General features: G+C 67.7%; 26 protein-coding genes, 2 tRNA genes and 1 riboswitch. Of the genes, 17 read left to right on the plus strand and 11 right to left on the minus strand.

Features of this window, described 5'->3' with window-relative positions:
* Nucleotides 1-15: 15 nt before the first annotated feature.
* From mltG to ASC95_RS18780, 7 genes are all read left to right on the plus strand, one after another.
* The gene (gene mltG / locus ASC95_RS18750) at nucleotides 16-1,011 is read left to right on the plus strand and encodes an endolytic transglycosylase MltG (RefSeq protein WP_057299229.1); all 996 of its coding nucleotides are present in this window, start codon (nucleotides 16-18) and stop codon (nucleotides 1,009-1,011) included.
* Nucleotides 1,008-1,622 (plus strand): dTMP kinase, encoded by a 615-nt coding sequence (gene tmk, locus ASC95_RS18755; protein ID WP_057299230.1) that lies wholly within the window; start codon nucleotides 1,008-1,010, stop codon nucleotides 1,620-1,622. The genes mltG and tmk overlap by 4 nt, the downstream gene beginning before the upstream one ends.
* On the plus strand, nucleotides 1,616-2,623 hold the full coding sequence (locus ASC95_RS18760) for a hypothetical protein (protein WP_057299231.1): 1,008 nt from the start codon (nucleotides 1,616-1,618) through the stop codon (nucleotides 2,621-2,623). Before tmk ends, ASC95_RS18760 begins: the two co-directional genes overlap by 7 nt.
* Nucleotides 2,624-2,638: 15 nt before the next feature.
* Nucleotides 2,639-3,079, plus strand: a complete 441-nt coding sequence (locus ASC95_RS18765; protein WP_082567917.1) for a PilZ domain-containing protein — start codon at nucleotides 2,639-2,641, stop codon at nucleotides 3,077-3,079.
* Nucleotides 3,080-3,094: 15 nt separating this feature from the next.
* Nucleotides 3,095-3,880, plus strand: coding sequence for a TatD family hydrolase (locus ASC95_RS18770; RefSeq protein ID WP_057299232.1), 786 nt, complete (start codon nucleotides 3,095-3,097; stop codon nucleotides 3,878-3,880).
* Nucleotides 3,877-4,551 carry an ankyrin repeat domain-containing protein gene (locus tag ASC95_RS18775; RefSeq protein ID WP_057299233.1) on the plus strand — a complete coding sequence of 225 codons (675 nt, stop codon included), beginning with the start codon at nucleotides 3,877-3,879 and terminating at the stop codon, nucleotides 4,549-4,551. Before ASC95_RS18770 ends, ASC95_RS18775 begins: the two co-directional genes overlap by 4 nt.
* A 116-nt stretch (nucleotides 4,552-4,667) precedes the next feature.
* Nucleotides 4,668-4,889: a hypothetical protein gene (locus tag ASC95_RS18780; protein ID WP_057299234.1), complete on the plus strand. Its 222-nt coding sequence runs from the start codon at nucleotides 4,668-4,670 to the stop codon at nucleotides 4,887-4,889.
* 47 nt (nucleotides 4,890-4,936) lie between these two features.
* On the opposite strand, the gene efp is transcribed toward ASC95_RS18780, so the two are convergent.
* Entirely contained in the window at nucleotides 4,937-5,491 is a 555-nt protein-coding gene (gene efp, locus ASC95_RS18785; RefSeq protein WP_057299235.1) for an elongation factor P, read from the minus strand.
* Between the two features lie 96 nt (nucleotides 5,492-5,587).
* On the minus strand, nucleotides 5,588-6,619 hold the full coding sequence (gene earP, locus ASC95_RS18790) for an elongation factor P maturation arginine rhamnosyltransferase EarP (protein ID WP_057299236.1): 1,032 nt from the start codon (nucleotides 6,617-6,619) through the stop codon (nucleotides 5,588-5,590).
* A 31-nt stretch (nucleotides 6,620-6,650) separates the two neighbouring features.
* Between earP and uvrC the strand changes: the two genes are divergently transcribed.
* The 7 genes from uvrC (at nucleotide 6,651) to ASC95_RS18825 (ending at nucleotide 12,748) form a co-directional block, all read left to right on the plus strand.
* Nucleotides 6,651-8,639 carry an excinuclease ABC subunit UvrC gene (gene uvrC, locus ASC95_RS18795; protein WP_082567918.1) on the plus strand — a complete coding sequence of 663 codons (1,989 nt, stop codon included), beginning with the start codon at nucleotides 6,651-6,653 and terminating at the stop codon, nucleotides 8,637-8,639.
* A gap of 218 nt (nucleotides 8,640-8,857) precedes the next feature.
* Nucleotides 8,858-9,385 (plus strand): hypothetical protein, encoded by a 528-nt coding sequence (locus ASC95_RS18800; protein ID WP_157256397.1) that lies wholly within the window; start codon nucleotides 8,858-8,860, stop codon nucleotides 9,383-9,385.
* A gap of 67 nt (nucleotides 9,386-9,452) precedes the next feature.
* On the plus strand, nucleotides 9,453-10,019 hold the full coding sequence (gene pgsA / locus ASC95_RS18805; protein WP_056201673.1) for a CDP-diacylglycerol--glycerol-3-phosphate 3-phosphatidyltransferase: 567 nt from the start codon (nucleotides 9,453-9,455) through the stop codon (nucleotides 10,017-10,019).
* Nucleotides 10,020-10,242: 223 nt separating this feature from the next.
* Entirely contained in the window at nucleotides 10,243-10,515 is a 273-nt protein-coding gene (locus tag ASC95_RS18810) for an HU family DNA-binding protein (RefSeq protein ID WP_056201680.1), read from the plus strand.
* A gap of 35 nt (nucleotides 10,516-10,550) precedes the next feature.
* A tRNA-Val gene (locus tag ASC95_RS18815) sits at nucleotides 10,551-10,626 on the plus strand.
* Nucleotides 10,627-10,730: 104 nt separating this feature from the next.
* Entirely contained in the window at nucleotides 10,731-12,644 is a 1,914-nt protein-coding gene (locus ASC95_RS18820) for a SurA N-terminal domain-containing protein (RefSeq protein WP_057299238.1), read from the plus strand.
* A 28-nt stretch (nucleotides 12,645-12,672) separates the two neighbouring features.
* Nucleotides 12,673-12,748 (plus strand) — tRNA-His (locus ASC95_RS18825).
* Between the two features lie 88 nt (nucleotides 12,749-12,836).
* Here the strand turns inward: ASC95_RS18825 and ASC95_RS18830 are convergent.
* Both ASC95_RS18830 and ASC95_RS18835 read right to left on the minus strand, forming a co-directional pair.
* Entirely contained in the window at nucleotides 12,837-13,274 is a 438-nt protein-coding gene (locus ASC95_RS18830; RefSeq protein ID WP_057299239.1) for a hypothetical protein, read from the minus strand.
* A 102-nt stretch (nucleotides 13,275-13,376) separates the two neighbouring features.
* Entirely contained in the window at nucleotides 13,377-13,838 is a 462-nt protein-coding gene (locus ASC95_RS18835) for an Lrp/AsnC family transcriptional regulator (protein WP_057299502.1), read from the minus strand.
* 126 nt (nucleotides 13,839-13,964) lie between these two features.
* Here ASC95_RS18835 and ASC95_RS18840 point away from each other — a divergent pair, with 126 nt between their 5' ends.
* Nucleotides 13,965-16,208 carry an aminotransferase class V-fold PLP-dependent enzyme gene (locus tag ASC95_RS18840; RefSeq protein WP_057299240.1) on the plus strand — a complete coding sequence of 748 codons (2,244 nt, stop codon included), beginning with the start codon at nucleotides 13,965-13,967 and terminating at the stop codon, nucleotides 16,206-16,208.
* Nucleotides 16,209-16,242: 34 nt separating this feature from the next.
* On the opposite strand, the gene ASC95_RS18845 is transcribed toward ASC95_RS18840, so the two are convergent.
* The gene (locus ASC95_RS18845) at nucleotides 16,243-17,322 is read right to left on the minus strand and encodes an NAD(P)/FAD-dependent oxidoreductase (protein WP_057299241.1); all 1,080 of its coding nucleotides are present in this window, start codon (nucleotides 17,320-17,322) and stop codon (nucleotides 16,243-16,245) included.
* Nucleotides 17,323-17,382: 60 nt separating this feature from the next.
* A riboswitch (S-adenosyl-L-homocysteine riboswitch) is annotated at nucleotides 17,383-17,464 on the plus strand.
* Between the two features lie 15 nt (nucleotides 17,465-17,479).
* Between ASC95_RS18845 and ASC95_RS18850 the strand changes: the two genes are divergently transcribed.
* The gene (locus tag ASC95_RS18850; protein WP_057299242.1) at nucleotides 17,480-18,682 is read left to right on the plus strand and encodes an MFS transporter; all 1,203 of its coding nucleotides are present in this window, start codon (nucleotides 17,480-17,482) and stop codon (nucleotides 18,680-18,682) included.
* Between the two features lie 248 nt (nucleotides 18,683-18,930).
* Nucleotides 18,931-19,485 carry a PEP-CTERM sorting domain-containing protein gene (locus ASC95_RS32000; RefSeq protein ID WP_057299243.1) on the plus strand — a complete coding sequence of 185 codons (555 nt, stop codon included), beginning with the start codon at nucleotides 18,931-18,933 and terminating at the stop codon, nucleotides 19,483-19,485.
* Here ASC95_RS32000 and ASC95_RS18860 read toward each other — a convergent pair.
* The 6 genes from ASC95_RS18860 to kynB all read right to left on the minus strand — a co-directional run bounded on the left by ASC95_RS18860 (nucleotide 19,475) and on the right by kynB (nucleotide 25,794).
* Entirely contained in the window at nucleotides 19,475-20,398 is a 924-nt protein-coding gene (locus tag ASC95_RS18860) for a DUF3616 domain-containing protein (protein ID WP_057299244.1), read from the minus strand. The two genes, ASC95_RS32000 and ASC95_RS18860, sit on opposite strands and share 11 nt — an antisense overlap.
* A complete protein-coding gene (locus ASC95_RS18865; RefSeq protein WP_057299245.1) occupies nucleotides 20,398-22,215 on the minus strand; it encodes an aminopeptidase P family protein in 1,818 nt (605 codons plus the stop codon). Before ASC95_RS18865 ends, ASC95_RS18860 begins: the two co-directional genes overlap by 1 nt.
* 111 nt (nucleotides 22,216-22,326) lie before the next feature.
* Entirely contained in the window at nucleotides 22,327-23,004 is a 678-nt protein-coding gene (locus tag ASC95_RS18870; protein WP_057299246.1) for a Type 1 glutamine amidotransferase-like domain-containing protein, read from the minus strand.
* Between the two features lie 68 nt (nucleotides 23,005-23,072).
* Nucleotides 23,073-23,900, minus strand: a complete 828-nt coding sequence (gene kynA, locus ASC95_RS18875) for a tryptophan 2,3-dioxygenase (protein WP_082567919.1) — start codon at nucleotides 23,898-23,900, stop codon at nucleotides 23,073-23,075.
* Between the two features lie 2 nt (nucleotides 23,901-23,902).
* Nucleotides 23,903-25,156, minus strand: coding sequence for a kynureninase (kynU, locus tag ASC95_RS18880; RefSeq protein ID WP_057299248.1), 1,254 nt, complete (start codon nucleotides 25,154-25,156; stop codon nucleotides 23,903-23,905).
* The gene (gene kynB / locus ASC95_RS18885) at nucleotides 25,153-25,794 is read right to left on the minus strand and encodes an arylformamidase (RefSeq protein WP_057299249.1); all 642 of its coding nucleotides are present in this window, start codon (nucleotides 25,792-25,794) and stop codon (nucleotides 25,153-25,155) included. The genes kynU and kynB overlap by 4 nt, the downstream gene beginning before the upstream one ends.
* Between the last annotated feature and the right edge of the window lie 47 nt (nucleotides 25,795-25,841).

Consider the following 25,841-nt stretch of genomic DNA (forward strand, 5'->3'; position numbering starts at 1 on the left):
ACCCCGGGCAAGGGCATGAAGTGGTTGTTGCGGGCGATGCTCGCGTTGTTGTTGATCGCGGCAATTGCTGCAGGCGCCGTCTGGCAATGGCTGCGCAGCCCGCTGGCGCTGTCAGCACCTTCGGTGGAGCTGTCCATCGAGCCGGGCACCAACCCGGTGGAGGTCGCCCGCGCTTGGGTCGCTGCCGGCGTGCAAACCGATACCCGCTTCCTCTACCAATGGTTCAAGTGGTCGGGCCAGGCCAAGCAGATCCGCGCAGGCAGCTATGAGGTGCATGCCGGCATCACGCCGCGCGAGCTGCTCGACAAGATGGTGCGCGGCGACCAGGTCATGGAACAGCTGCGCCTCATCGAAGGCTGGAACTGGCGCCAGGTGAGGGCGGCCCTGGCCGCGGCGCCAGCGTTGAAGCCCAAGACGGCGCAGATGAGTGATGCCGAAATCATGACGGCGCTGGGCGAGCCCGGCGTGGCGCCCGAGGGCCGCTTCTTTCCCGACACCTATGCCTACAGCCGCGGTGTCAGCGACCTGACGGTGCTCAAGCGCGCCCACGCGGCGATGCGAGGCCGGCTTGCGGCAGCCTGGAGCAAGCGGGCGAGTGACCTGCCGCTGAAATCAGCCGACGAGGCGCTGATCCTGGCCTCCATTGTCGAAAAGGAAACCGGCGTGTCTTCCGACCGCTCCAAGGTCGCCGCTGTGTTCGTGAACCGGCTTCGCGTGGGCATGCCGCTGCAAACCGATCCCACCGTCATCTACGGCCTGGGCGAAAGCTTCGACGGCAACTTGCGCAAGCGCGACCTGCTGGGCGACACGCCCTACAACAGCTACACCCGCGGCGGCCTGCCGCCGACGCCGATCGCCATGCCGGGCGCCGCCTCGTTGCAGGCGGCGCTGAACCCGGCGGCCATCAAGGCGGTCTACTTCGTGTCCCGGGGTGACGGCAGCAGCGAATTCAGCGAAGACCTCGCCGCGCACAATCGCGCGGTCAACAAATACCAACGCGGCGGCAAGTGACTGGTCGGTTCATTTCTTTCGAAGGCATCGATGGTGCCGGCAAGTCCACCCACATCCAGGCGGTGGCCGACTGGTTCCGCGCCCGCGGTGCCGATGTGCAGTTGAGCCGCGAGCCCGGTGGCACGCCGCTGGCTGAGACGCTGCGCGACATCGTGCTGAGTCAGCCCATGGGTTCGCTGACCGAGCTTCTGCTGATGTTTGCCGGCCGGCGTGACCATGTCGAGGCCGTCATCAAGCCCGCGCTGGCCGCCGGCAAGACGCTGCTGTGCGACCGCTTCACTGACGCCAGCTTTGCCTACCAGGGTGGCGGCCGCGGGCTGCCGCTGTCGGTGCTGGAGCCGCTGGCCGACTGGGTGCAGGAGGGCACCGAGCCCGAGCTGACGCTGTGGTTCGACCTGCCCGCCGAACAAGCCGCCGCCCGCCGTGCCAGTGCCCGCGAGGCCGACCGCATCGAGCAGCAGGACCTGGACTTCTTCGAGCGTGTACGCGCTGGCTACGCGGCGCGTGCGGCCAAGGCGCCGGGCCGCATCGTGCGTGTCGACGCCAGTGGCACGGTCGACCAGGTGGGTGCCCACCTGCTGGCCGTCCTTGCAGAACGCTACCCATGCTGAACGCCGATCTCCCCTGGCTGCAGGCGCCGCTGGCCGACGCGCTGGCGCGGGCTCGCTCGCATGCACTGCTCGTGCAGGGGCCGGCGGGCGTCGGCCAGCTTGAACTGGCCGTCAAACTGGCGCAGAGCTGGCTGTGCGAGGACCGCGCGGAAGCTCAACCCGCCTGCGGCCACTGCGCAAGCTGCAAGCTGTTCGCCAGCGGCACCCACCCGGACTTCCAGCTTCTGATGCCGGAAGCCCTTGACGCGGCTGCCCGCGAGTCCCTCGGCCTGCCTTTCGAGGAACCCGACGCGCCCAAGGCCGGCAAGGCCAAGCCCAGCAAGGAAATCAAGGTCGAAGCGGTGCGCAACCTGCTCGCCTTTGCCCAGGCGACGTCGGCGCGCGGCAAGGCCAAGGTGGTCGTCATCTTCCCGGCCGAGGCGCTGAACGGCATTGCGGCCAATGCGCTGCTGAAGACGCTGGAGGAGCCCTCCGGCCTGCTGCGCTTTGCACTGGCCAGCCATGACAGCGCCAGCCTGCTGCCCACCATCCGCAGCCGCTGCCAGCCGTTGCCCCTGCCTTTGCCCGAACGCGCGGCCGCGCTGGCCTGGCTGGCGTCCAAGGGTGTCGACGGTGCCGAGGGGCTGCTCGATGCCACGGGCGGGCGGCCGCAGCAGGCGCTGGCCTGGTCCGAAGGCGGCTTGACCGATGCCGCATGGCAGGCCCTGCCCAAGCGCGTGGCCCGCGGCGAGGTAGCGGCCTTGTCGGACTGGGCGCCGCCCCGTGTCATCGACGCACTGCAGCGCCTGTGCCATGACCTCGTGCGCCGCAGCCACGGGCAACGAGGCCAGTTCTTCGCGCCAGCGGCCCTGCCAGCGCCCAAGCGCGCCGCACCGTTGCTGAGCTGGGACGCGGAGCTGCGCCGCGCCGCCCGCCATGCCGACCATCCGCTGAACGCCGGGCTGTGGATCGAGGCCTTGGTGGCACAAGCCCAGGCTGCCATCTCGGCCGCCGCGCGCTGACTACACTCGCCCTTCATGAGCGACGCCCCCTCCTCCAAGTCTCCGCAATTCCAGCCCAGCAAGGTGAGCGGTAGCCTGCCCTTGCCCGCGGTGAGCGGTCAGGGCGCATCGTCGGGTGCACGGCCCAGCGTCATCCAATTGGTTTTCCGCGAGAAGTCGGCGCTCTATGCCGCCTATATCCCGGCCTTCACGGAAGGCGGCCTGTTCGTGCCGACGACGCGCGACTACAAGCTCGGCGAGGATGTCTATCTGCTGCTGGCCCTGCCCGAGGACAACCAGCGCTATCCGGTGGCCGGCAAGGTGGCCTGGCTGACGCCAGCCAACGCGTCGGGCGGCCGCACCCAGGGCGTGGGCGTGCGCTTCCCCGGCGACGAGAAGACCCGGCTGATCCGCATCAGGATCGAGGAAATCCTAGGCACTGCAATCTCGTCGAGCAAGCCGACACAGACCCTTTGATCCCTGCTCCCGTCGATGTTCGTTGACTCGCATTGCCATCTCAGCTTCCCGGAGCTGAAGCAGAACCTGCCCGCCATCCTGGCCGACATGCAGGCCGCCCAGGTCGAGCAGGCCATCTGCATCTGCACGCAGATGGAGGAGTTCGAGGCCGTGCATGCGCTGGCGCTTGAGCATGCCCAGCTGTGGGCCACCGTCGGCGTGCACCCCGACACCGAAGACATGCGCGAACCCGACGTGGCGGAACTGGTGCGCCTGGCCGGGCTGCCGCGAGTCGTCGCCATCGGCGAGACCGGGCTGGACTACTACCGCCTCAACGGCCGCAGCATCGACGACATGGAGTGGCAGCGCGAGCGCTTTCGCACCCATATCCGCGCCGCGAAGCAGGCGGCCAAGCCGCTGGTCATCCACACCCGCTCCAGCGCGGCCGACACGCTGCGCGTGCTGGACGAAGAGGGCGGTGAGCAGGCAGGCGGTGTCTTCCACTGCTTCACCGAGACGGCGGAAGTTGCCTTGGCCGCCGTGGAACGCGGCTACTACATCTCCTTCTCCGGCATCGTCAGCTTCAAGAACGCCCAAGACCTGCGCGAACTGCTGAAGCTGCTGCCGCTGGACCGCGTCCTGATCGAGACCGACAGTCCCTATCTCGCGCCCGTTCCCTTCCGTGGCAAGACCAATTCCCCGGCCTATGTGCCCCACGTCGCCAAGGCGGTGGCCGATGCTGTGGGCCTGCCGGTGGCCGAGTTGGCTGCGCGCACGACGGCAAACACACGGCGGCTCTTTGGCCTGCCCGAGGCGGCATGAAGAAAGCATGGATTGCCGCACTGGCACTGTTGGCCTCGGCGGCCCTGCGTGCCGCGCCCGTTGACGAACTCGTCATTGCCGCCGAAATGAACGATGGCCGCGCCGTGCTGGCCCTGCTGCTCAAGGGCGTGGACCCCAACCAGGCCGATTCGCGGGGCCGCAAGGCCCTCTTCATCGCCGTGCGAGAAGAGTCGTTGCGCGCGCTGGACAGCCTGCTGGCGTCGCCGCAAACGCAGGTGGACGAGGCCAACGCCCAGGGCGAGACCCCGTTGATGGTGGCGGCCATCCGCGGATCGCTGCCGGCCGTGCAGGCCTTGGTCAAGCGTGGCGCGGCCGTCAACCGCAAGGGCTGGACCCCGCTGCACTACGCCTGCAGCGGGCCGGACAACGGCGTGGCCGCCTTCCTGATCGCGCAGGGGGCCGAGCTCAATGCGCGCTCCGAGAACGGCACGACGCCGCTGATGATGGCGGCGCGCTACGGCAACAGCGACCTGGTGCCGCTGCTGATCAAGGCTGGCGCCGAGCCGCGTGCAGCCAACGAGCAGGAACTGACCGCGGCCGACTTTGCGCAGCGTGGCGGCCGTGACCTGATGGCCAAGGAACTGCGGCGCGCCATTCAGGAGCGCCAGCGCGCCGCCGAAGCCACCAAGATCGACAAGAGCGCCAATTAGTTCTCGCCCAGTGGGCCGTGTAGGGAAAAGTCTTACAGCGGCTAGCGCGCTGAGCCGACTGTTGCGGCCAAGCACGGCTGCCTAAAGTGGAGTCATCGTCAAACACGAGGTCCACCATGCTGTCCAACACCCCGAATCTGGCTGATCCCTTCGCGATGCTGATTTCCCCCGCCGAGGTGATGAACGCCATCGAGCGTTCCGACCGCCTGGCCCGCCTGCAAAGCCGCGTCTACCGCCCACTGGACCGCCCCTGGATCCCGGTCAAGGCTTCGGCCGATTTCGACAGCGAGATCGACGCCGAGCTGGAAGTTCCCGATCTTTCTGACGACGCCGAATAAAGCAAAACGCCCGCATCAGCGGGCGTTTTATTGAAACCTGAGCCGTCTCAGACGCGCTTGCGGTATTCGTGGGTGCGGGTGTCGATTTCGATCTTGTCGCCGTTCTCGACGAACGCCGGCACGGAAATCTCGAAGCCGGTGCCCTTCAGGCGGGCGGGCTTCATGACCTTGCCCGAGGTGTCGCCCTTGGCGGCCGGCTCGGTCTCGATCTCGCGCACGACGCTGGTGGGCAGTTCGATGGAGATGGCCTTGCCGTCGTAGAAGGTCACTTCCGCGGCCATGCCGTCTTCCAGATAGGAGATGGCGTCGCCCATGTTCTCGGACTCGACTTCGTACTGGTTGTACTCGGTGTCCATGAAGACATACATCGGGTCGGCGAAGTAGGAGTAGGTGCACTCCTTCTTGTCGAGGATGATCTGCTCCATCTTGTCGTCGGCCTTGAAGACCAGCTCGGCGCCCGCGCCGTTCAGCAGGTTCTTCATCTTGATGCGCACGGTGGCTGCACCACGGCCACCACGGCTGTATTCGGTCTTCAGGACGACCATCGGGTCCTTGCCCTGCATGATCACGTTGCCGGCGCGGATTTCTTGAGCGAGTTTCATGGTGAATTGCGGTGTGAGGCGCCGGAGATTCCGGCTGGACGGCGCACCAGACTCCAGGAGAACCCGTCTCGGGTTGGCGCGGCAAAGCCCGTCATTCTAGCTGGAAACCCCTAAGAAGCCCCGCAGCTGCGTCAGCAGATCGGGCTGCGCCGCCAATTGCGCACGCCACTTCCTCGCATGCCCGGCGGCCTCATCCAGGCCGGTGAGTGACGCGGGCATGGCGGCCAAGCCATTCCAGCCACGCCAGACCGCGCGCCAGCCCGCTGGCAGTTCGGCACGCGCCATGAAGGCTTCGAGCTTGGCGTGGTGGGCGTTGTCATGCTGGGGGTAGATGTGCCAGACAAACGGCTTGCCAGCCCACTGGGCTCGGACGAACGAATCCTCGCCGCGCACGAAATTCAGATCGCAGGCCCAAAGCAGCCGGTCGTAGTCGTCCTGCGTCAGGTAGGGCAGGGCGACGGTGCGCAGGCTGGGCCCGCCCTGGATCAGTGCCTGCAAAGGGCCGGGGCAGGCGAGCAGCAGCGTGGGTTGGCTGCCCAGCGCGTCGAGCAGGGCCGGCAAGGCCGCATTGGCATAGGCGAACAGGCTGACGACGCGCTCGCCCGGCTGCGGCGCCCAGCCCCGTTCAGCCAGCCAGGCCGCGCCATCGAAGCCGGCGATGCGTTCGAGTAAACCTGGTTCGCGCAGCAGGCCGCCGGTGCGTGACGTGAAGCCGGGGTAGAAGAAATGCTTGGTCAGCCCTGCGCCCGGGCCGCTGAACTGCGGTGAGGCCAGGCCATGGCTGCGCTCGACATAGTCCTCGGCGCTGAGGTATTCGAGGTTGATCCAGCGCGCTGGCTGCTGCAGAGCGGCCATGCGGGCGACGAAGGCTGGCGGCAATTCACAGCCGAAAGCCTCGATAACGACGTTGCCTGGCTGTACGTGCACATCGCCGCCGGGCCAGACGCGCACGTCGACCGCGGCGGGGCGGTCCGGTGCCATCCAGGCCAGGGCCGTCGCGTCGTCGATCCAGAGCCTGGCCTGGTGGCCGCGAGCCGCGATGTCGCGTGCCAGCCGCCAGCAAACGCCCAGATCGCCATGGTTGTCGATGACGCGGCAGAAGATGTCCCAAAGCATCGGCGCTCTCATGGGCCGATTCTCCCAGGCCACAATTCCGGGCATGTCGAGTACGACCCCTTCCCACACCGATGACGGTGACCAGCAGCAGGCCGAGCGGGCCACCATCGCCGCCGCCGAAAAGCAACGCACCGCCGAGGTGGAGGCCGCCGCACGCGAGGGCCGTGAAAGGCTGCTGACCGAAGTCAACGCGCTGCCGGCGCTGCCGGGCGTCTACCGCTATTTCGATGCCAAGGGCGAGGTGCTGTACGTCGGCAAGGCCAAGGACCTGAAGCGCCGCGTCTGCAGCTATTTCCAGAAGAACCATGGCGGCACCCGCATCGGCCTGATGGTGGCCCGCGTGGCGCGGCTGGAAACCACGGTGGTGCGCACCGAGGCCGAGGCGCTGCTGCTCGAGAACAACCTGATCAAGACGTTGAACCCGCGCTTCAACATCGTGTTCCGGGATGACAAGAGCTACCCCTATCTGAAGATCACCTCGCACGCCTGGCCGCGCATGGCCTACTACCGTGGTGCGGTGGACAAGCGGCACAAATACTTCGGCCCTTTCCCAAGCGCCTGGGCGGTGAAGGAGTCCATCCAACTGATGCAGAAGGTCTTCCGCTTACGCACGTGCGAGGACAGCGTCTTCAACAACCGCAGCCGACCCTGCCTGCTGCACCAGATCAAGCGCTGCTCCGGCCCTTGCGTGCTGGCCGGGCAGACGCCCGAGTACGCGCGCGATGTGGAAAGCGCCGAGCGCTTCCTGCGCGGCGAGACCAACGAGGTGATGGCCGCGCTGCAGGAGCAGATGGGCGCCTACGCCGAACGCTTCGAGTACGAGCTGGCGGCCGAGGTGCGCAACCAGATCCAGGCGCTGTCCAAGGTGCTGCAGCAGCAGGTCATCGAAGAAAGCAGTGCCACGGGCCGCGACCGCGATGTCGACGTGCTGGCCGTCAAGGTGCAGGGCGGCAAGGCCTGCGTGAACCTCGCCATGGTGCGCGGTGGGCGGCATCTGGGTGACCGCGCCTTCTTCCCCAAGCATGTCGATGACGCGACTGCCGTTCAGCTCAGCGATGAAGAGATGTTGTCGCCCGAGCGGCAGGTGCTTGAGGCCTTCATGGCCCAGCATTACCTGGCCTCGCCGGCTCCCGGTTTGATCGTCGTCAGCGAGGCGACCGATCCCGAGCTAGCGGAAGCCCTTGGCATCCAGATCGGCAGCCGCGTGACCGTGCAGGCCCAGCCGCGCGGGCAGCGGCGCATCTGGCTGGAGATGTGCGTCAAGGGCGCTGAACTGGCGCTGGCGCGGCTGCTGGCGGAGGAAGGCTCGCAGCATGCGCGCACGCGGGCGCTGGTCGATGCGCTGGATCTGTCGGTGGCCGAGATCGACAAGTTCCGTGTTGAATGCTTCGACATCAGCCACACGGCAGGCGAGGCGACGCTGGCGAGCTGCGTCGTCTTCGAGAACCACCAGATGCAGAGCAGCCAGTACCGGCGCTACAACATCGAGGGCATCACCGGCGGCGACGACTACGCAGCCATGCGCCAGGTGCTGACGCGCCGCTACAGCAAGATGGCCGAAGCGGCCCAGCTGGGCACCGGGCGGCTGCCCGATCTGGTGCTCGTTGACGGTGGGCGTGGCCAGGTGTCGATGGCGCGTGAGGTTTTCGAGGAACTCGGGCTGGACCTCGGCCTCATTGCCGGCGTCGAGAAAGGTGAGGGCCGCAAGGTCGGCCTGGAGGAACTGGTCTTTGCCGACGGGCGCGCGAAGATCTATCTGGGCCGCGACTCGGCGGCGCTGATGCTGATTGCTCAGATCCGCGACGAGGCGCACCGCTTTGCCATCACGGGCATGCGCGCCAAGCGCGCCGCGACCCGCACCGGCGGCTCTCGGTTGGAGGACGTGCCGGGGGTCGGCCCGAAGAAGCGCGCCCAGTTACTGCAGCGCTTTGGCGGCGTGCGCGGCGTAGCGGGCGCAAGCGTGGATGAGCTGTGCAGTGTGAAGGGCGTGTCGCGCGAGTTGGCCGAAGAAATCTACCGCGCGCTGCACTGAGGTGCAGAACGCGCGAACTTGCCGAGGAGATCTACCGCGCGCTGCACTGAAGTGCAGAACGCGCGAGTTGGCTGAAGAAATCTACCGCGCGCTGCACTGAGGTGCAAAACGCTTACGCTGCGTTGCATTGCGCTACCAGCGCCGTGGTCGTGGTGAGAAATCCGTCGCACGCAGAGCAGGGAACGAAGCAGAACAATTCGAGCCATGAGGAGAACGCCGTGCCCACCATCGCCCCGTTGAAGCGCGCCGCACGCTGGCTGATCGGTCCGCTGCTGGCCGGCTGCGCGGCAACGCCACGTGCGCCGGTACCTGCGGTGCCCACTGACGGCGTGCCACGCGCCGTGGTCCTGGAGCCCGCGCCGCAGCCGTCGCCAACCGTTGTGGCGGCTCCCAAGCCCGCCGGCTTACCGCCGCCCAAGCCGGTGCGCACCCACGACGAGTTGCGCCGCCAGGCCGCCGAGCGCCTCGTCGTGGCCAACCCAGAAGGCAGCTTCATGACACAGGCGCCTTCCCATGTGCTGAGCGTCGTGGTGCTGGAGATCGAGGTCAAGGCCGACGGCAGCGTGCGCCGCGTCAACGTCGTCCGCAAGCCCAGGTTTGCGCCGGAAACCCTGCAACTGGCCATCGACGCCATCCATCGCGCAGCGCCCTTTGGCGACGTGCGCCGCATGCCCGAGCCCTGGAAGTTCACCGAGACCTTTCTTTTCGAAGAGGACCGGCGCTTCAAGCCGCTCAGCCTGAACTGATACCTTCTTGCCACAGTCGCGCGGCAGGTCGTCCAAGGCGCGTCGCGGGCTTGGGCACAATGCTGCGATGTTCCTGACGCTGCCGACTCTGCTGACCTGGGCCCGCATCGTGGCGATCCCGCTGATCGTCGGCGTGTTCTATCTGGAAATGCAGCCGGCGCACAAGAATCTGTTCGCGACCGTCCTGTTCGTCGTGGTCGCGTTGACCGACTGGCTGGACGGCTATCTGGCGCGCAAGCTCAACCAGACGTCTTCGTTCGGCGCTTTCCTTGACCCGGTGGCCGACAAATTCCTGGTCTGCTCGGCGCTGCTGATCCTGCTGGAGCTCGGCCGGGTCAATGCCTTCGTCGCCCTGGTCATCGTCGGCCGCGAGATTGCGATCTCGGCCCTGCGCGAATGGATGGCCCAGATCGGCGCCTCGCGAAGCGTTGCCGTGCACATGGTAGGCAAGCTGAAGACGACGGTGCAGATGGTGGCTATCCCCTTCCTGCTCTATGACGGCCAGCTCTTCGGCCTCATCCCGACGCGGCTCTGGGGCACCTGGCTGATCTATGCGGCCGTGGTGCTGACCATCTGGTCCATGGTCTATTACCTACAGAAGGCCTTGCCGGAAATCCGCGCCAAGGCCCGCTAGGCGCCGTCCTGGTTCACGCTGGATACCGAGTTGTATCGGGACTTTTCCCGCCCCGCCCAGCACCGGACGCGCGTCTAGAATCCGCTTCCCCGCGAGTGCCTTGGCCGCTTGTAGTCGGCCTGTCACGGGCTGCGCAGTGCGCGGGATCGACATCTGCCGCAGTCTTGCAGCCAGTCAGGGTGCAGGGCTCAACAGTCCGCTGAATCGTCATGAGGGGGCACGAGTGAACAAGTCCGAATTGATCGAGCACATCGCCAAGCAGGCCGACATCTCCAAGGCTGCCGCAGGCCGTGCGCTCGAAGCCGTGATCGGCGGCGTCAAGACGACGCTGAAGAAGAACGGCACCGTCTCGCTGGTAGGCTTCGGCACCTTCAGCATCACCAAGCGTGCTGCGCGCGCCGGCCGCAACCCACGCACCGGCGATACCATCAAGATCAAATCGGCCAAGGTGCCCAAGTTCAAACCCGGCAAGGCGCTCAAGGACGCTGTGAACTGAACCTTCGCCGGTTCCGCGATTTCCCGGTTTCCCCCGGGCGCTTAGCTCAGTTGGTAGAGCACCTCCCTTACACGGAGATTGTCGGCGGTTCGAGCCCGTCAGCGCCCACCACCCGATCCCAGGGCGGCGTCAGCCGTCTCGCATTTAGAATGCGGCTTCCTCGAAGGCGAACCTCGGTTCGCCTTCGTCGCGTTTGATCCTCAAGGCTCCCCGAGATGTTTGAATTCGTCCGCACGCACAATCGCCTGTTCCAGTTTGTCCTGCTGTTGTTGATCCTGCCGTCCTTCGCCCTCGTCGGCATGCAGGGCTACACCAGCATGATGGGCGGCGCCAACGCCGGCGTGGCGAGCGTCGATGGCCGCAAGATCACCCAGGCCGAATGGGAAGTCGCCCAGCGTGAGCAGGCCGACCGCATCCGCCGCCAGAACCCGGGCGTCGATGCCAAGCTGCTCGATACGCCCGAAGTGAAGCGCCAGGCCCTTGAGAACCTGGTCAACGAGCGCACCCTCAAGGCCGCCGCGGAGCACCAGTACTTCACGCCCAGCCCTGAGTCCGTCAACGCCCGCTTCTGGAACGACCCGCAATTCGCCTTCCTGCGCAACCCCGACGGTACGGTCAACAAGGCCTTGCTCGCGGCCCAGGGCATGACGCCTTCCATCTTCATGGAGCGCCTGCGCCAGGACTACGCCGTCCGTCAGGTCACGGCCCCCATCGAGACTTCGGCCGCTGTCGGCGCCGCCAGTCCCAAACTGGCTTTCGACGCCCTGCTGCAGCAACGCGAGGTGCAGCTGCAGCGTTTCGATGTCAAGGACTTTGCCGCCAAGCTCAACCCGAGTGACGCTGACATCGAGGCCTTCTACAAGGAGCCGGCCAATGCCGCCAAGTTCCAGCTGCCCGAATCGGCCCAGATCCAGTACGTCGTGCTCGACCTGGATGCGCTGAAGAAGGACGTCAAGTTCAGCGAAGACGACCTGCAGAACTACTACAAGGAAAACGCGGCGCGCTACGGTGTGCCCGAGGAGCGCCGGGCCAGCCATATCCTCATCAAGGTGGAGCGCAGCGCGCCGGCTGAGGAACGCGCCAAGGCCAAGGCCAAGGCGGAAGAGATCCTGGCGCAGGTCCGCAAGAACCCGAGCGAGTTCGCCGCGCTGGCCAAGAAGAACTCCCAGGACGAAGGTTCGGCCGTCAATGGCGGCGACCTCGACTTCTTCAGCCGGGGCGCCATGGTCAAGGAGTTCGACGCGGCTGTCTACGCGATGAAGCAGGGCGAGATCAGCAACCTCGTCGAGACTGACTTCGGCTATCACATCATCCAGCTGACCGGCACCCGCGGCGGCGACAAGAAGCCCTTCGAGGCGGTGCGCACCGAGGTCGAGAACGAAGTGCGCAAGCAGCTCGCGCAGCGTCGCTACTCCGAAGCGGCCGAGCAGTTCGGCAATCTCGTCTACGAGCAATCCGACAGCCTGCAGCCTGCAGCCGACAAGCTCAAGCTGCAGGTCCAGACTGCCACCGTGCAGCGCCAGCCGCAGCCAGGCGCCGCGGGGCCGCTCGCCTCGCCCAAGCTGCTGGAAGCTATCTTCGGCAACGACGCACTGCGCAACAAGCGCAACACCGAAGCTGTCGAGACTGGCCCCAGCCAGCTCGTGTCGGCACACGTCACCCAACACAAGCCGGCACGCGTGCCGCCGCTGGCCGACGTGAAGGACAAGGTGCGCGAGCAGCTCGTGCACAAGCTCGCCGCCGAGCAGGCCAAGAAAGCCGGCGAAGCCCGCCTGGCGGCGCTGAAATCCAACCCGGCTGACACCGCCGGCCTGGAAGCCGCCGTCTCGGTTTCGCGTGCCAAGCCGCAGACCCTGACGCGCCCCCAGCTCGAAGCCGTGCTCGGTGCCGATGCCACCAAGCTGCCAGCCGCCGTTGGCGTGGCAGCTGACGACGGCGGCTATGTCATCGTGCGCATCAACCAGCTGCAGCCACGCGACGCCGCCGTCATTGACGACAAGCGCGCTGCCCAGCAATACGCCGGCGCCTGGGCGCGTGCCGAAGGTCAGGCTTATCTGGCCGCGCTGAAGTCGCGATACAAGGCCGCCATCAAGGTCGAAGCACCGGCCTCCGCGGCCAGCGCGCCCTAACTTTTCGGTTATACTTTTTGGCTCTGCGGTGGCTGTAGCTCAGTTGGTAGAGTCCAGGATTGTGATTCCTGTCGTCGTGGGTTCGAGTCCCATCAGCCACCCCAAATAAAGCAAGGACCTGGAAGCGAAAGCCTCCAGGTCCTTTTTGCTTTTGGGCGGCCGCCGTACGCGCCGTCCCGGCCGGTTCACGCCTCAGCGCATCGTGTATCCGCGCCCGTCCATGCAGGCTTCGACGGCGCGCTGGAACACGCCGGCGTCGGACATCGCGGCCTGCTGAGTCGTCGCCCAGCGGTTGCATTCGCGGCTGTCGGCTTCCAGTTGGGCGCCGCTTTGGCCGTTGCGCGGATAGATGATCGGCACGGAACGCGACGGCTGCGTGTAAACCGGTTGCGCCGGCTGCACATACACCGGTTGGGGCGGCGGTGGCGGCGGGGGTACATAGACGACCTCGCGCTCAGCTTGATTCGCCATCGCAATCAGCGGCACAGCCACTGCCAAGCCGAGGACCAAGCCACCGAGGCCTGGGCCGCGGTGATGATGGTGATGGTGGTAGTAGCGGGGGCCGGCGCTCGCCAAGCCTTGGGCGGCCAGCAGGGCCAGAACAACGGAGGCGCGGACAAGGGTCTTCATGACAGGCTCGCTCAGGTCGGATGCGGTGAACTTAACGCCGCAATGCCTGTACGGTGTACTGCGGCTGCCCGCAATTTGCAACACGCCGTAGCAAATAGCGTGTCAACCGGCATAGCCCAAGGGCAATGCCGTCGTCAGCTTGAGTTCCTCCATGGCGAAGCTGGAGCTGACGTCACGGAGCTGAGTGCCGGCAATGAGTCGCTTGTAGACACGGTCATAAGCGGCGATGTCGGGCACCACCACCCGCAGCAGATAGTCCACGTCGCCGCTCATGCGATAGAACTCGACGACCTCGGGAATGGCCTGCACAGTGGCCTTGAAGGTCTCGAACCACTCCTGGCTGTGCGTGCTCGTGCGCACCGAGACAAAGACGGTGACACCGACATTCACTTTCCGCGCATCCAGCAGCGCCACCTGGCGCGTGATGACGCCCGATTCCTTCAGGCGCTGGATGCGCCGCCAGCAAGGCGTCGTCGACAGGCCGACCTGCTGCGCCACCTCGGCGGTTTGGAGCTCGGCATTCTGTTGAAGGATGTCGAGGATGCGTATGTCTATGGAATCCAGTTTCATGGATTCGATCATATAAAGCATTGCATGCTCGGTCGGGGCGATTGGAAGCGCGGCTTGCGCAAACCGTTTGTGCCCTAGGGTGGCAACAATACCGGCAGCGCATCCACAGCGGCCAGCACCATGGAAATCTATCTCGACGCCAACGCCACCACGCCTGTCCTGTCACAAGCCCGCGAGGCCGCCATGGCGGCGATGGCTGATGACTTCGGCAACCCCAGCAGCGTCCACAGCACGGGGCTGAAGGCGAGGGCGCTGATGGATGGCGTTCGGGCCCGCGCCCGTCGCGTGCTCGGGGCGAGTTCGGGCAAGCTGCTCTTCCTCAGCGGTGCCACCGAGGGCATCCAGACGGCCGTGCTGTCTGCGCTGAGTGCCCTGCGTGGCGTATCGGCCCGGCCCGAGCTGCTGCTCTACGGCGCCACCGAGCACAAGGCTGTGCCCGAGGCGATCAAGCACTGGAATGCGTTGCTCGGCCTGAACCTGCAGGTGCTGGCCATTCCTGTTGGCCGCGACGGCCGCCATGACCTCGCCTGGCTGCGCGAGCATGCGCCGCGTGCCGGCCTCGTCTGCACGATGGCGGCGAACAACGAGACCGGCGTCATCAGCGACCTTGACGGCATCGAGCAGGCGCTGGCCGGCAGCCCGGCGCTGTGGATGGTCGATGGTGTGCAGGCCCTGGGCAAACTGCCGCTGCGCCTGGCGGAGCGTCGCATCGACTATGCGCCGTTCTCCGGCCACAAGCTCTACGCGCCCAAAGGCATCGGCCTGCTCTATGTGCGCGAAGGCACGCCCTTCACGCCATTGCTGGCCGGCGGCGGCCAGGAGGGCGCGCTGCGGTCGGGCACCGAGAACATGTCTGGCATCGCCGCCTTGGGCGCGGTGCTGGCGGCGCTGGAGGATGGCAGGACCTTCCGTGACCACGCCACCCTCGTCGCCTTTCGCGACCGCTTGGCTGGCGCGCTGCAGCAGGCCTTCCCAGGCCTGGTGTTCAACGCGCCGCCCGAGGTCTGCCTGCCGACGACGCTGAACTTCGCCGTGCCCGGCATCAGCTCCAAGCTGCTGCTGGACCTCTTCGATGCCGCCGAACTGCGCGTCAGCGGCGGCTCCGCCTGCAGCGCGGCCAAGGCCCAGCCCAGCTATGTGCTCGAAGCCATGGGCCTGCCGGCGTGGCAGACAGCCTCGGCCGTGCGCCTGTCCTTCGGCCCGGTGGCCGATACCGCCTTCATCGACGAGGCCTGCGCGCGCATCCGGGTCTGCGGCGAGTCGCTGCGCGAGAGCTGCCTGGACCCGAACGCCCCCGGCCAGGCCCTGCCGGCCGACGGCCTGACGCGCTTTGTCGTCGATGGCGCCTGCTGCTATTTGCTGGCCGACGCCGCCAGCCGGCGCGCCGTCGTCATTGACCCGCTGCCCGAGCTGACTGAGCGTCTGGCTCAATGGCTGACCTGCCAAGGCTATGAACTGGCCGCCGTGCTGGACACGCACAGCCATGGCGACCACGCCTCGTCCGCCCCGGAACTGCTTGCCGCCGCAGGCCGGGTGCGCGGGGATGTCGACGGCCTGGGCTGGCCCATTGGCGTTGACACCGTCGCGATGGGCGCCTCCCGGCTGAGCCGCATGTCCATCCCCGGCCACACGCAGGATTCGACGGCCTATCTGCTGCACGACGCGGGTGGGTTGCGCCTGGCCTTTGTCGGCGACACGGTGATGCCCGGGGCGCTGGGTCGCAGCGACTTCGAACAGAGCGCGCCGCTGGAATACGGCGCCTCGCTGGGACGGCTGGAAGAGGCCGTCGGCCTGCACACCCTGTTGCTGCCTGGCCATGACTATGACGACCGCTTCGCCAGCACGCTGGCCGTGGAATGCGTCGCCCAACCCTTGCTGGCCGACGTGCTCACGGGCCGTATCGACAACGCCGGTTTTGCCGCCGCCAAGGCCCGGCTGGAGCTGGGTTTGGCCTTGACGGAGTACCAGACCGTGGCCTGCGGCGCGCGGGTCGACAGCGCCTGCCCGCTGGCCTCCAGCGAAATGAACCTGGACGAGCTGAAGGACCTGCTGCGCAAGCACCCGCAGCTCCTGCTCGTCGATGTGCGCGAGCCCTATGAGCAGCGGCTGGGCCAGGCCCCCGAACTTGGTCCTGCCGTGCGCCGCGAGGCCGTGCCGCTGTCGGGCCTGTCCAATGCGCTGGCGCGCTGGCTGACCCAGCCTGCCGAGACGCCCATCGTCTTCTTCTGCCGCAGCGGCAATCGCAGTGCGCAAGCCGCGCAGGCGTTGCGGCGGCTTGGGCATGAGCAGGCTTGGAGCCTGGGCGGCGGCCTAGCGCTGTGGCCGCGGGCGCTTGCCGGTGCCGACGCTGCACTGGCCATCTGAGCGCCGGACCTGAAACCAGTTCAGCGTCCTGGGTTCAAAGCCTGGAGGCGACCTCTTCGGCCAGGGCCAGCGAGGCCGTCAGCCCGGGCGATTCGATGCCGAAGAGCTGCACGAGCCCGGGCGTCGCGGTATCGATGCAAAAGTCGGCAGCCGCCTCGCCCGGGCCGCTCAGCTTGGGCCGGATGCCGCTGTAGGCCGGCTGCAGCGCGCCTGCGGGCAGGCCAGGCCAGTAGCCGCGCACCTCGGCTTCGAAGGCCGGGGCCAGCGCTGGGTCGACGGCGTAATCCAGCTTGGCCGGGTCGGTGTCGGCCAGCCATTGCACATCGGGCCCGAAGCGCGCCTGACCGCCCAGGTCCAGCGTCAGGTGCACACCCAGGCCGCCATTCACCGGCAGCGGGTAGATCAGCCGCGAGAACGGCGCCCGTCCGGCAAGCGAGAAGTAGTGGCCGCGGGCAAAGCGCAGCGGCGGCGCCGGCGTGCCGAGGCTCTCGGCGACCTGCGCCGCAAACAGCCCCGCTGCGTTGATGACGACGCGTGCGCCCAGCTCGAAATCTCCGACCAGCAGCCGCCAGCCATCACCATCCCGCGCGCCACCAGTCACTGCGCTGGCGAGGGCCAGCGTCGCGCCGGCGTTCTCGGCGTCGGCCAGTAGAGCCGTCATCAGGCCGTGGCTGTCGACGACGCCGCTGGACGGCGACAGCAGCGCACCTGCAGCGTTCAAGGCCGGTTCCAGCGCCAGCGTTTCGGCCCGGCTCAGCAGGCGCAGGTCGCCAACGCCATTGGCCGCTCCAGCCGCGGCGATCTGTTCGAGCCGTGGCAGATCCTCGGCACGGGTCGCCACCACCAGCTTGCCGCAGCGACTGTGCGCAATGCCGCGCGCTTCGCAGTAGTCGTAGAGCAAAGCCTTGCCGCGCACGCACAGCCGCGCCTTCACGCTGCCGGCCGCGTAATACAGGCCGGCATGGATGACCTCGCTGTTGCGCGAGGAGATGCCCGTGCCGATGGCGCCGGCGGCCTCGATGACGACGACTTCGCGCCCGCGCAGCGCCAGCTCGCGCGCGATTGCGAGGCCGACGACACCGGCGCCGATGACGGCAATATCCACCTGGTCCATGAATGGAGTTTGCCCTGCCTAGAATGGCGGCGCGCCGTTGGACCGTTGTTGCGGCGCCGTCCCGCCGAGGGGTGCTGCGACGGAAGCCATGTTGCTTCCGCCACGCTTGGCAGGGACGACAGGACAAGGGCGCCCTCTGTGAAGAAGAGGCTCCCGCATGCAATCACCGTCCCCATCAATACGCACCATCCTGCCCCTGGCCTTCGTTACCGGCGTCAGCATGGCCGCGATGGATCTCTACCTGCCCGCCGTGCCCGCCCTGCAGGCCGGCATGGGCATCAGCGTGCCGCTGGCCCAGGCCACCGTGGCCGTCTACCTTGCCGGCTTGGCGGGCGCCCAATTGCTGTGGGGTGAGCTGCTGAACCGCCTCGGCCCGCGCCGCTGCATCGAGGTGGGCCTGCTGCTGCTCGTGTTGACCAGCCTCGGCTGCGCGTTGGCGCCCAATATCGAGACGCTGCTGGTGCTGCGCCTGCTCCAAGGCGTCTCGGCCGCAGCGGCCACCGTGGTGGCACCCACCGTCGTGCGCGCCACGTTGGCCGATGCGGACGTGGTGCGTGGCATCGCCGCCATCTCCATGGTCGAGGCCATCGTGCCCGCTGCGGGGCCCGTACTGGGCGCGCTGATGCTGCGCGTGACGGACTGGCGCGGCACCTTCTGGGTGCTGGCGGCCCTGGCGCTGCTGTTGCTGCCGTGGGTGGTGAAGATCGCGCCGCGCAAGCTGCCCGGGTTGAACCTTGAGCACGACGCCGGCTACTTCGGCATCCTGTGCAACCGCAGCTATCTGCGGCTGGCCGGTTCGCATGCGCTGTGCATCGGCGCGCTGCTGACCTTCCTGGCCAGCGCGCCCCAGCTGCTGCAGCACACCTTGGGCCTGGGCACGGCGGCATTCGCGCTGCTGCAGGTGCTGGGTGTCGGGTCCTTCATGCTGGGCGCGTCACAGTCGGGCCGGCTGGCCGCGCGCCTGGGCCATGCGCGCGTCGTCAGGCTGGGCAGCGTGGTGCAGCTGGTGGCCTGCGCGCTGGCGCTGCTGGCTGCCTGGAGTGGGGCGCAGCTGCCTTATGCGGCGGTGGCAGCCTACTGGATGTGTTTCTGCGGCGCCCTGGCCATTCGTGGGCCGGCCACCTTCGTCGATGCCCTGGCCGTGCCGCCTGCGCAGATGGGCCGCGCGACGGCCCTGCTGGTGCTGGCGCTGCTTGCCGCCGGCGCCGTCGGTACGCAGTTGGTGGCGCCTTTCCTCGGGCATGTGGACAGCGCAGTGCCGGTGTTCGCTGGCGTGCTGATCCAACTGCTGGTGAGCGCGGTCCTGGTGTGGCGCTACCCGGCCCTGCGGCAAGCCGATGCGGCTGCTTCCAGCGCCTGAGAACTCGGCCCGGTGGCGAGGCGCGGCGCCTGCACCAAAGGCGGCGCCAAGGCGCAGCTGGCCCACCAGCTTCGGGGGGACAAACACCGCGCTCAAGCCGGCGCTCTGAGGTTTGCATAGCGTCAGCACACGCGCATGTAGTGCCCGATCCGGCCCCGCAGTTCCCCTGCGAGGGCCCAGTGGCTCGGGGGTAGAGAGGGCGGGGAAGTGCTTCTAAGTTGGACATGTCTTCAACCTGAGAGCACTCCATGTCCTTCGCTTCATCCGTCCTCACCCGCGCTGCTGTCGTCCTTGCCCTGAGCCTGGGCAGCGCCGCATTCGCCAGCCCCGTCACACTGGAGCTCAAGGCCTCGGGCTTCACCAATGCCGGCACGCAATACCCTGGCTTCGATGGCGAGGTCGACGTCCGCCTGAGCTGGGACACGGCCAACAAGGCCGACCCCATCGCCAGCTTCCTCAGCATCGACATCGAGATCGCCGGCCATCAGTACACGCTGGCCGAAGTCGGCATCGCCAACCAGGGCACGACGCAGACCGCGATCGGCGCCATCGCGCGCGGCGCCAATGCCGTCATCGGCGATGGGGCGTTCAACGATTTCCTGCTCGTCTTCGATCGCGTCAACCCCGCCGTCAATGCCTTTGCCTATTCCATTCAGGGCAAGACCAATGCGATCTGGTGGACGCCTGCGAGCACCAGCGCGGCCTACATCACCAACAGCGTGCCCGAACCCTCGACGCTCGCCCTGCTGCTGCCGGCGCTGGCGGGCTTGGCGCTGAGGCGGCAGCGCCTGGCTAAGGCTTGATATCCAGGGCGCGGAAGGCGCGCTTCCCCTTGTCCGCGTCCTTGCAGGCTTTCTTGCCCACCATGACGCCGCCGTCGTCGCTGAGCAACGTCACCTGCCCATCGGGCCAGGCGAACAGCGCCTCCGGCCGCAGCGTGCCGAGTTCAGCCTTGACCGGGGTCGGCACATCGGTGGCCTTGCCGCTCCAGCGGAACAACGCGAACGTGCCCGCGTCAGCCGGCGGACCAGCGGCGATCAGATAGCCGTTGCCCACGCGCTCGATGGAACGCACGCCGCGGCCGCCCAGGTCCAGGCGGATGACGCTGCCAAAGCGCGCCGGGCTCTTGGCCGCCACCAGCTCGGCCGGGTTCAGCAGCGGGATGACCAGTGCGCGGCCCTGCGGGATGGGGTTGCGCAAGCCAATCAGGAGGCTGCCATCGGGCGCTGCGGCCAGGCCTTCGATGTTGAAGCCGCCCTCCGCCTCGGCAGCGCGCTGGGTCGCATCGGACAGCTTCAGTGGTGCCAGGGTTGGCGCCGTCAACAGGTCGGCCAGCAACGCCGTATAGGGCTGGCCCACGGGCTCTACCGTCGCGCCGCGGATCTCGGTGGCAAAGAAACGCTGTCGATCCTCGCGCACCTTGCCCGCGCTGTTGCGCGCATGCGAGGCGATCCAGTAGATGCGGCTGCCGACCTGGGCCGCACCTTCGAGATCGGCTTCCTTGTCGGCCTTCAGGAACTTGTCGAGGTCGACCCCGCCGACGCTTTTGGCCTCGCCGCGCCTGTAGACAGTCAGCCGGTTGTGCTCATCGTCGGCAACAACGAAATGACGCGCATCCAACGCCACCGCTGCCGAGGCATCGCACAGGCCTTCGTAGCGCGTGTGTGCTGTGGCCGCGCCTACCGCACACAGCAGCAGCGCAGCCAGCGCGCGCATCAGGCCGCCAACGGCGCGGTGCGCAGCAGCAACCAGGCCAGGGCCGCGCCGCTGACCTTCGAGCTCAAGCGCTCACGCACGGTCGCGTGGTAGCGGTTCAGCCAGTCGATCTCGTCGGCACGCATCAGGCTCGTGTCAATGCAGCGCGTGTCGATGGGGCACAGCGTCAGTGTCTCGAACTCCAGCATCTCGCCGAAGGCATTCTTCTCCGGCGTGTCGATGGCGACGTTGAGCACCAGGTTCTCGATGCGCACACCCCACAGGCCCGGCCGGTACAGGCCCGGCTCGATGGACGTGATCATGCCGGGCTCCATGGCCATGGCCGGCTCGGCAATCGCCTTGCTGATGCTCTGCGGGCCCTCATGCACGTTCATGAAGTAGCCCACGCCGTGGCCGGTGCCGTGGCCATAGTCCAGGCCGTGCTCCCACAGCGGCGCACGGGCGATGGCGTCCAGCATGGGGCTGAGCGTGCCGCGCGGGAAGCGGGTGCGCGACAGCGCCAGCGTGCCCTTGAGCACCAGCGTGTAGTCGCGCTTTTGCGCCGCGCTGACGGTGCCGATGGGCCAGACGCGCGTGACGTCCGTCGTGCCGCCGACGTACTGGCCGCCGGAGTCGATCAGCAGGAGGCCGTTGCCCTCGATCTGCGCGAACGACTCGGGCGTGGCGCGGTAGTGCGGTTGGGCGCCGTTGGCCATCCAGCCGGCAATCGTCGAGAAGCTCAGGCCCACGAAGCCCGGGCGCTTTTTGCGCTGCGCTGTCAGCTTGGTGTCGACGTCCAGCTCGCTCCAGCGCTCGCCGCGGGCGAGGGACGCCTCGAATTCCGCATAGAACTCGCACATCGCCGCGCCGTCCTCGGCCATGGCTTCGCGGATGAAGGCGGCCTCGGCGGCGGTCTTGCGGCTTTTCAGCAGCGTGCTCGGGTTGATCTGCTCGACGACGGCCACGCCCGCGGGCACGGCTTCGCGCAGGCCCAAGGTCACGCGGCGCGGGTCGATCAGCAGCTTGGCCGAAGCGGGCAGGGCGGCCAGGGCGGATGCGGCCTGTTCATAGGGCGCCAGCTGGATGCCATCGGCCGCCAGGCGGGCCGCCACATCGGCCGGCACCTTGCCGTCGCCGATGAAGAGGCGGCCACCGGCCGGGTCGAGCAGCAGGTGGGCGATGAAGACCGGGTTGCACTGCACGTCGCTGCCCCGCAGGTTCAGCAGCCAAGCCACGTCGTCCACGGTGGAGACGAGGTGGTGGGTGGCCTGCACCGTCGCCATGGCGGCGCGCACGCGGGCCAGCTTGTCGGCACGGGACACGGCGGCCTGCGGCGCGGCATGTTCGTAGACGGGTTCGGTGGGCAGGCCGGGGCGGCCGTCCCAGGCGTCCTGCACGAGGTCGAGATCGGTGCGCAGCGTGATGCCGGCGCGGCCCAGGGCCGTGCGCAGCGCATTGGCCAGGGCCAGGCCCAGCACCTGGCCGTCCACGGCAATCGACTCTCCAGGCTTCAGGGCCTTGGCGATCCAGTCGATGTATTGCGTCGACGCGCCCGAGTTCATCTTTTCCAGCTGGATGCCGCTGCCGGCAATCTGCGCCTCGGCCTGCGCCCAGTAGCGGCTGTCGACAAACAGCGCGGCCTGGTCGCGCGTGACGACGAGGCTGCCGACCGAGCCGGTGAAGCCCGACAGCCATTCGCGGCCCTGCCAGCGGTCGGGCAGGTATTCGGACAGGTGCGGGTCGCTGGACGGCACCAGCACGGCATGCACGCCATGGGCGTTGAGGGCGTCGCGCAGGCGCTCGATGCGCAGGCGGGTTTCGTGGGTGCGGGTGTCCATGGCGTCAGGACCTCGTTGAGAGACTCGCGCCGGGTGGGCGCCGGGTCGTGGAAAGGGGTGGCGCGGATTGTAGGAGCCGGGGTGCGGCCCGCCCGGGGGTCACGTTCGCGGTCACTGGCGGCCGAAGGCTTTCCAGTGACCTTCGGAAACGACTTCGGCCCTGCCGTCCACCACCTTGATGGCGCTCTCGTCGTCGAGGGCGTAGGCCGGGCAGCCGATGCCGGCGGCCCACACCTCCGCGGCGGCCATGGAGTTGCTTGGCCAGCCTGGGTAGTCCAGGTGGGGAAAGATCGCGAAATCGACCATGCCGAGCGCCTTGTCGTCTCCGGTGATGGGCGGCTTGGTCTCGACAAAGGCGTCGCCGATGCGCGGCGTCATCACCATGCTGCCGGCGCTCAGGCCCACCCAGACCATCTCGGGCAGCGACTCCAGCAGCTCGGCTAGCCCCGACTGGCGCATCCAGTGGCACAGGTACAGCGCATCGCCGCCGTTCACCAGCAGCACGTCCGCCTGCCGCACCCAGCTTTGCCAGCGCGCCTCGTCGATGCTCGGCAGCGCGGTGAGCTCCAGCACGCCGACCGACTTCCACCCCAGCTCGCACATTGGCGTGGCAGGCTCCTGGCCGCTGATGAAACGCCAGGTGTTGTCAGGGGTGCCCTGCGGATGCCCGTACAGCGCCGTGGGGATGCACAACGCATGGCACTCGGCGATGGGTTTGCCCAGCAGGTCGAGCCGCGCGGCATGGATGCTGGCGTTGCGGATGCCGGCGGAGGTGAGGAGGAGCTTCATGGGGCCTTTCCGAAACCCGGCCGACGGGCCGGGCTAGGAACGACGATCGAGCACCGCCGGAATCGACATCACAACTCTGTCCGCAGCGCCCACAGCTCCGGGAACAGCACCACGTCCAGCATCTTGCGCAGGTAGCTGACGCCGCCCGTGCCGCCGGTGCCGCGCTTGAAACCGATGACGCGCTCCACGGTGGTCACATGGCGGAAGCGCCAGAGGCGGAAGGCGTCCTCCAGGTCCACCAGCTCCTCACCCATCTGGTAGAGGTCCCAGTTTTTCTCAGGTGCGCGGTAGACGGTCAGCCAGGCTTCCTTGACGCCCTCGTCGGCTACATGCGGCTGGGTCCAGTCGCGGTCCAGGTTAGCGGCGGGGACGGCGATGCCGCGGCGCGCCATCAGCTTGAGCGCCTCGTCGTATAGCGACGGCGCGTCATAGGCTTGCTTCACCTGGGCCAGCAGGTCGGGCCGGTGCTCGTGCGGCTTGAGCATGGCGGCGTTCTTGTTGCCGAGCATGAATTCGATGCGCCGGTACTGCGCGCTCTGGAAACCGCTGCTCTTGGCCAGGTAGGGGCGGATCGCGCTGTACTCGGGCGGCGTCATCGTCGCCAGCACGTCCCAGGCGTGCACCAGCTGCTCCATGATGCGCGACACCCGCGCCAGCATCTTGAAGGCCTCGGGCAGGCGGTCGGCCGCCACGTTGGCGATGGCCGCCTGCAGCTCATGCAGCATCAGCTTCATCCACAGTTCCGAGGTCTGGTGCTGCACGATGAAGAGCATCTCGTTGTGGTCGGGCGAGAGCGGCTTCTGGGCGCTGAGGATGGCGTCGAGCTGGAGGTAGTCTCCATAGCTCATGTCCTTGGAGAAATCGAGCTGGGCGCCGTGGTGTTGAACATCGGACATGCTCAGGTCACCTTCGAGCGAGACGTGAACTGCGGCGCGTCCCAGGAGCGTGAGTCAAGGATGTCCCCCAGCACCCGCACCGCGCACGCCACATCGGCGAAACCGTTGTACAGCGGCGCGAAACCGAAGCGCAGCAGCTCGGGGTCGCCGGCGCGGAAGTCGCCGATGACGCCCTGGACAATCAGCGCCTGCATGACCGCATAGCCATCGATCCGCTGGGGCAGCGAAAACGACACCTGCGAGCCGCGCATGGCCGAGTCCCGCGGCGTGGCAATGACGGCGCCCGGCACGCGCGCCTCCACGCCACCGATGAAGGCCTCGGTCAGCGCCAGCGACTTGTTGCGCAGCGCCTTGATGCCGCCCAGTTTGTTCGCCGCGTCGTACACGTCCAGCGCCGTGTCCAGCCCGGTCATGGCCAGCACCGCCGGCGTGCCGCATTGGTACTGCTGGATGCCCGGCGCGGGCTGGTATTCGCTGTCGAAATCGAAGGGGTTGGCGTGGCCCAGCCAGCCGGTCAGCGGCTGCCACACCTGGCCCTCGTGGCGCGGGTGCATCCACACGAAGGCCGGCGCGCCCGGGCCGCCGTTGAGGTATTTGTAGCCGCAGCCAATGGCGAAGTCCGCCGCGCTGCCCAGCAGGTCGATGGGCACTGCGCCAGCGCTGTGCGCCAGGTCCCACACGGCCAGCGCGCCGGCCTGCTGCGCCCAGCGCGTCAGCAGACCCATGTCATGCATGCGGCCGGTGCGGTAGTTCACATGCGTCAGCATCAGCACGGCGCAGCGCTCGTCCAGCAGCGGCGGGATGTCTTCCGGCGTCTCGGTCAGGATCAGCTCGCCGCCATGCGCCCGCACCACGCTCTGCGCGATGTAGTTGTCGGTCGGGAAGTTGCTGCGCTCGCTGATGACGACCTTGCGCTTGCCCTGCTGCAACTGCAGCGCTGCGTGCAGCACCTTGTAGAGGTTGACGGAGGTCGAGTCCGCCACCAGCACCTCGCCCGGGCGCGCGCCCAGCCACGGCGCCAGCCGGTCGCCCAGGCGGCGCGGCAGGTCGATCCAGCCGGCGGTGTTCCAGCTCTTGATCAGGCCCTGACCCCACTCCTGCTCCACCGCGCGCTGGATGCGCTCGGGTGTGGCGCGGGGCAGGGCGCCCAGCGAGTTGCCATCCAGGTAAGTGACGCCGTCGGGCAGCGTGAACAGCTCGCGCAGGCTGCGCAGGGGGTCGGCGGCGTCAAGCCGCTTGGCATCATCGAGAGTCATGGCAGTTCCCTCAGGACGGCGCGTACCGGGCTGGCACAGGCGCCTTGGAGTTTGAGTGGCAGGGCGATCAGCTCGTAATCGCCCTCGGATACGTCGTCGAGAACCAGGTTCTCCAGCACGCGCAGGTCGTGGCGGCGCAGCTGCTGGTGGCTGTGCAGGGCCTTGGAGTCGGCTGGGTCGACGCTGGGCGTGTCAATACCGATCAGCTTGACGCCGCGCTCGGCCAGCCACTCGACGGCCTCGGGGGCGTAGGCGGTGAAGGCCGGGTTCCACGCCGTGTCGGCCTTGTCGCAGCAGCGCACCAGCACGCGCGGCGGCAGGTCGGCCTCGGCGTGCAGCAGGTGCGCGACCGTGATCAGCGGCGCGGCACCGATGGCGTGGATGACGCGGCAGCGGCCCAGGTAGGTGTCCAGCGGCACGTCGGAAATCGCCGGCGCGTCGTTGGCGTAGTGCAGCGGCGCATCGGCATGTGCGCCCACGTGGGGGCTCATCGTGATGGCGCTGAGATTGACCGGGCAACCGGGCGACAGCTGCGCCGTCCAGCGCAGGCTGTAGGGCTCGTCACCCGGGAAGGTGGGCGCGTCGGGGGCGACGGTGGGCGAGATGTCCCAGAGTCGGGAAGAGAGGTTGGCGTTCATGGCGGCGGCACCTTAGCGTTGCAGCGGCCCGTGTGGTGTCGGTTAAT

Source organism: Pelomonas sp. Root1217 (assembly GCF_001425705.1).
Classification (GTDB): Bacteria; Pseudomonadota; Gammaproteobacteria; order Burkholderiales; family Burkholderiaceae_C; genus Pelomonas.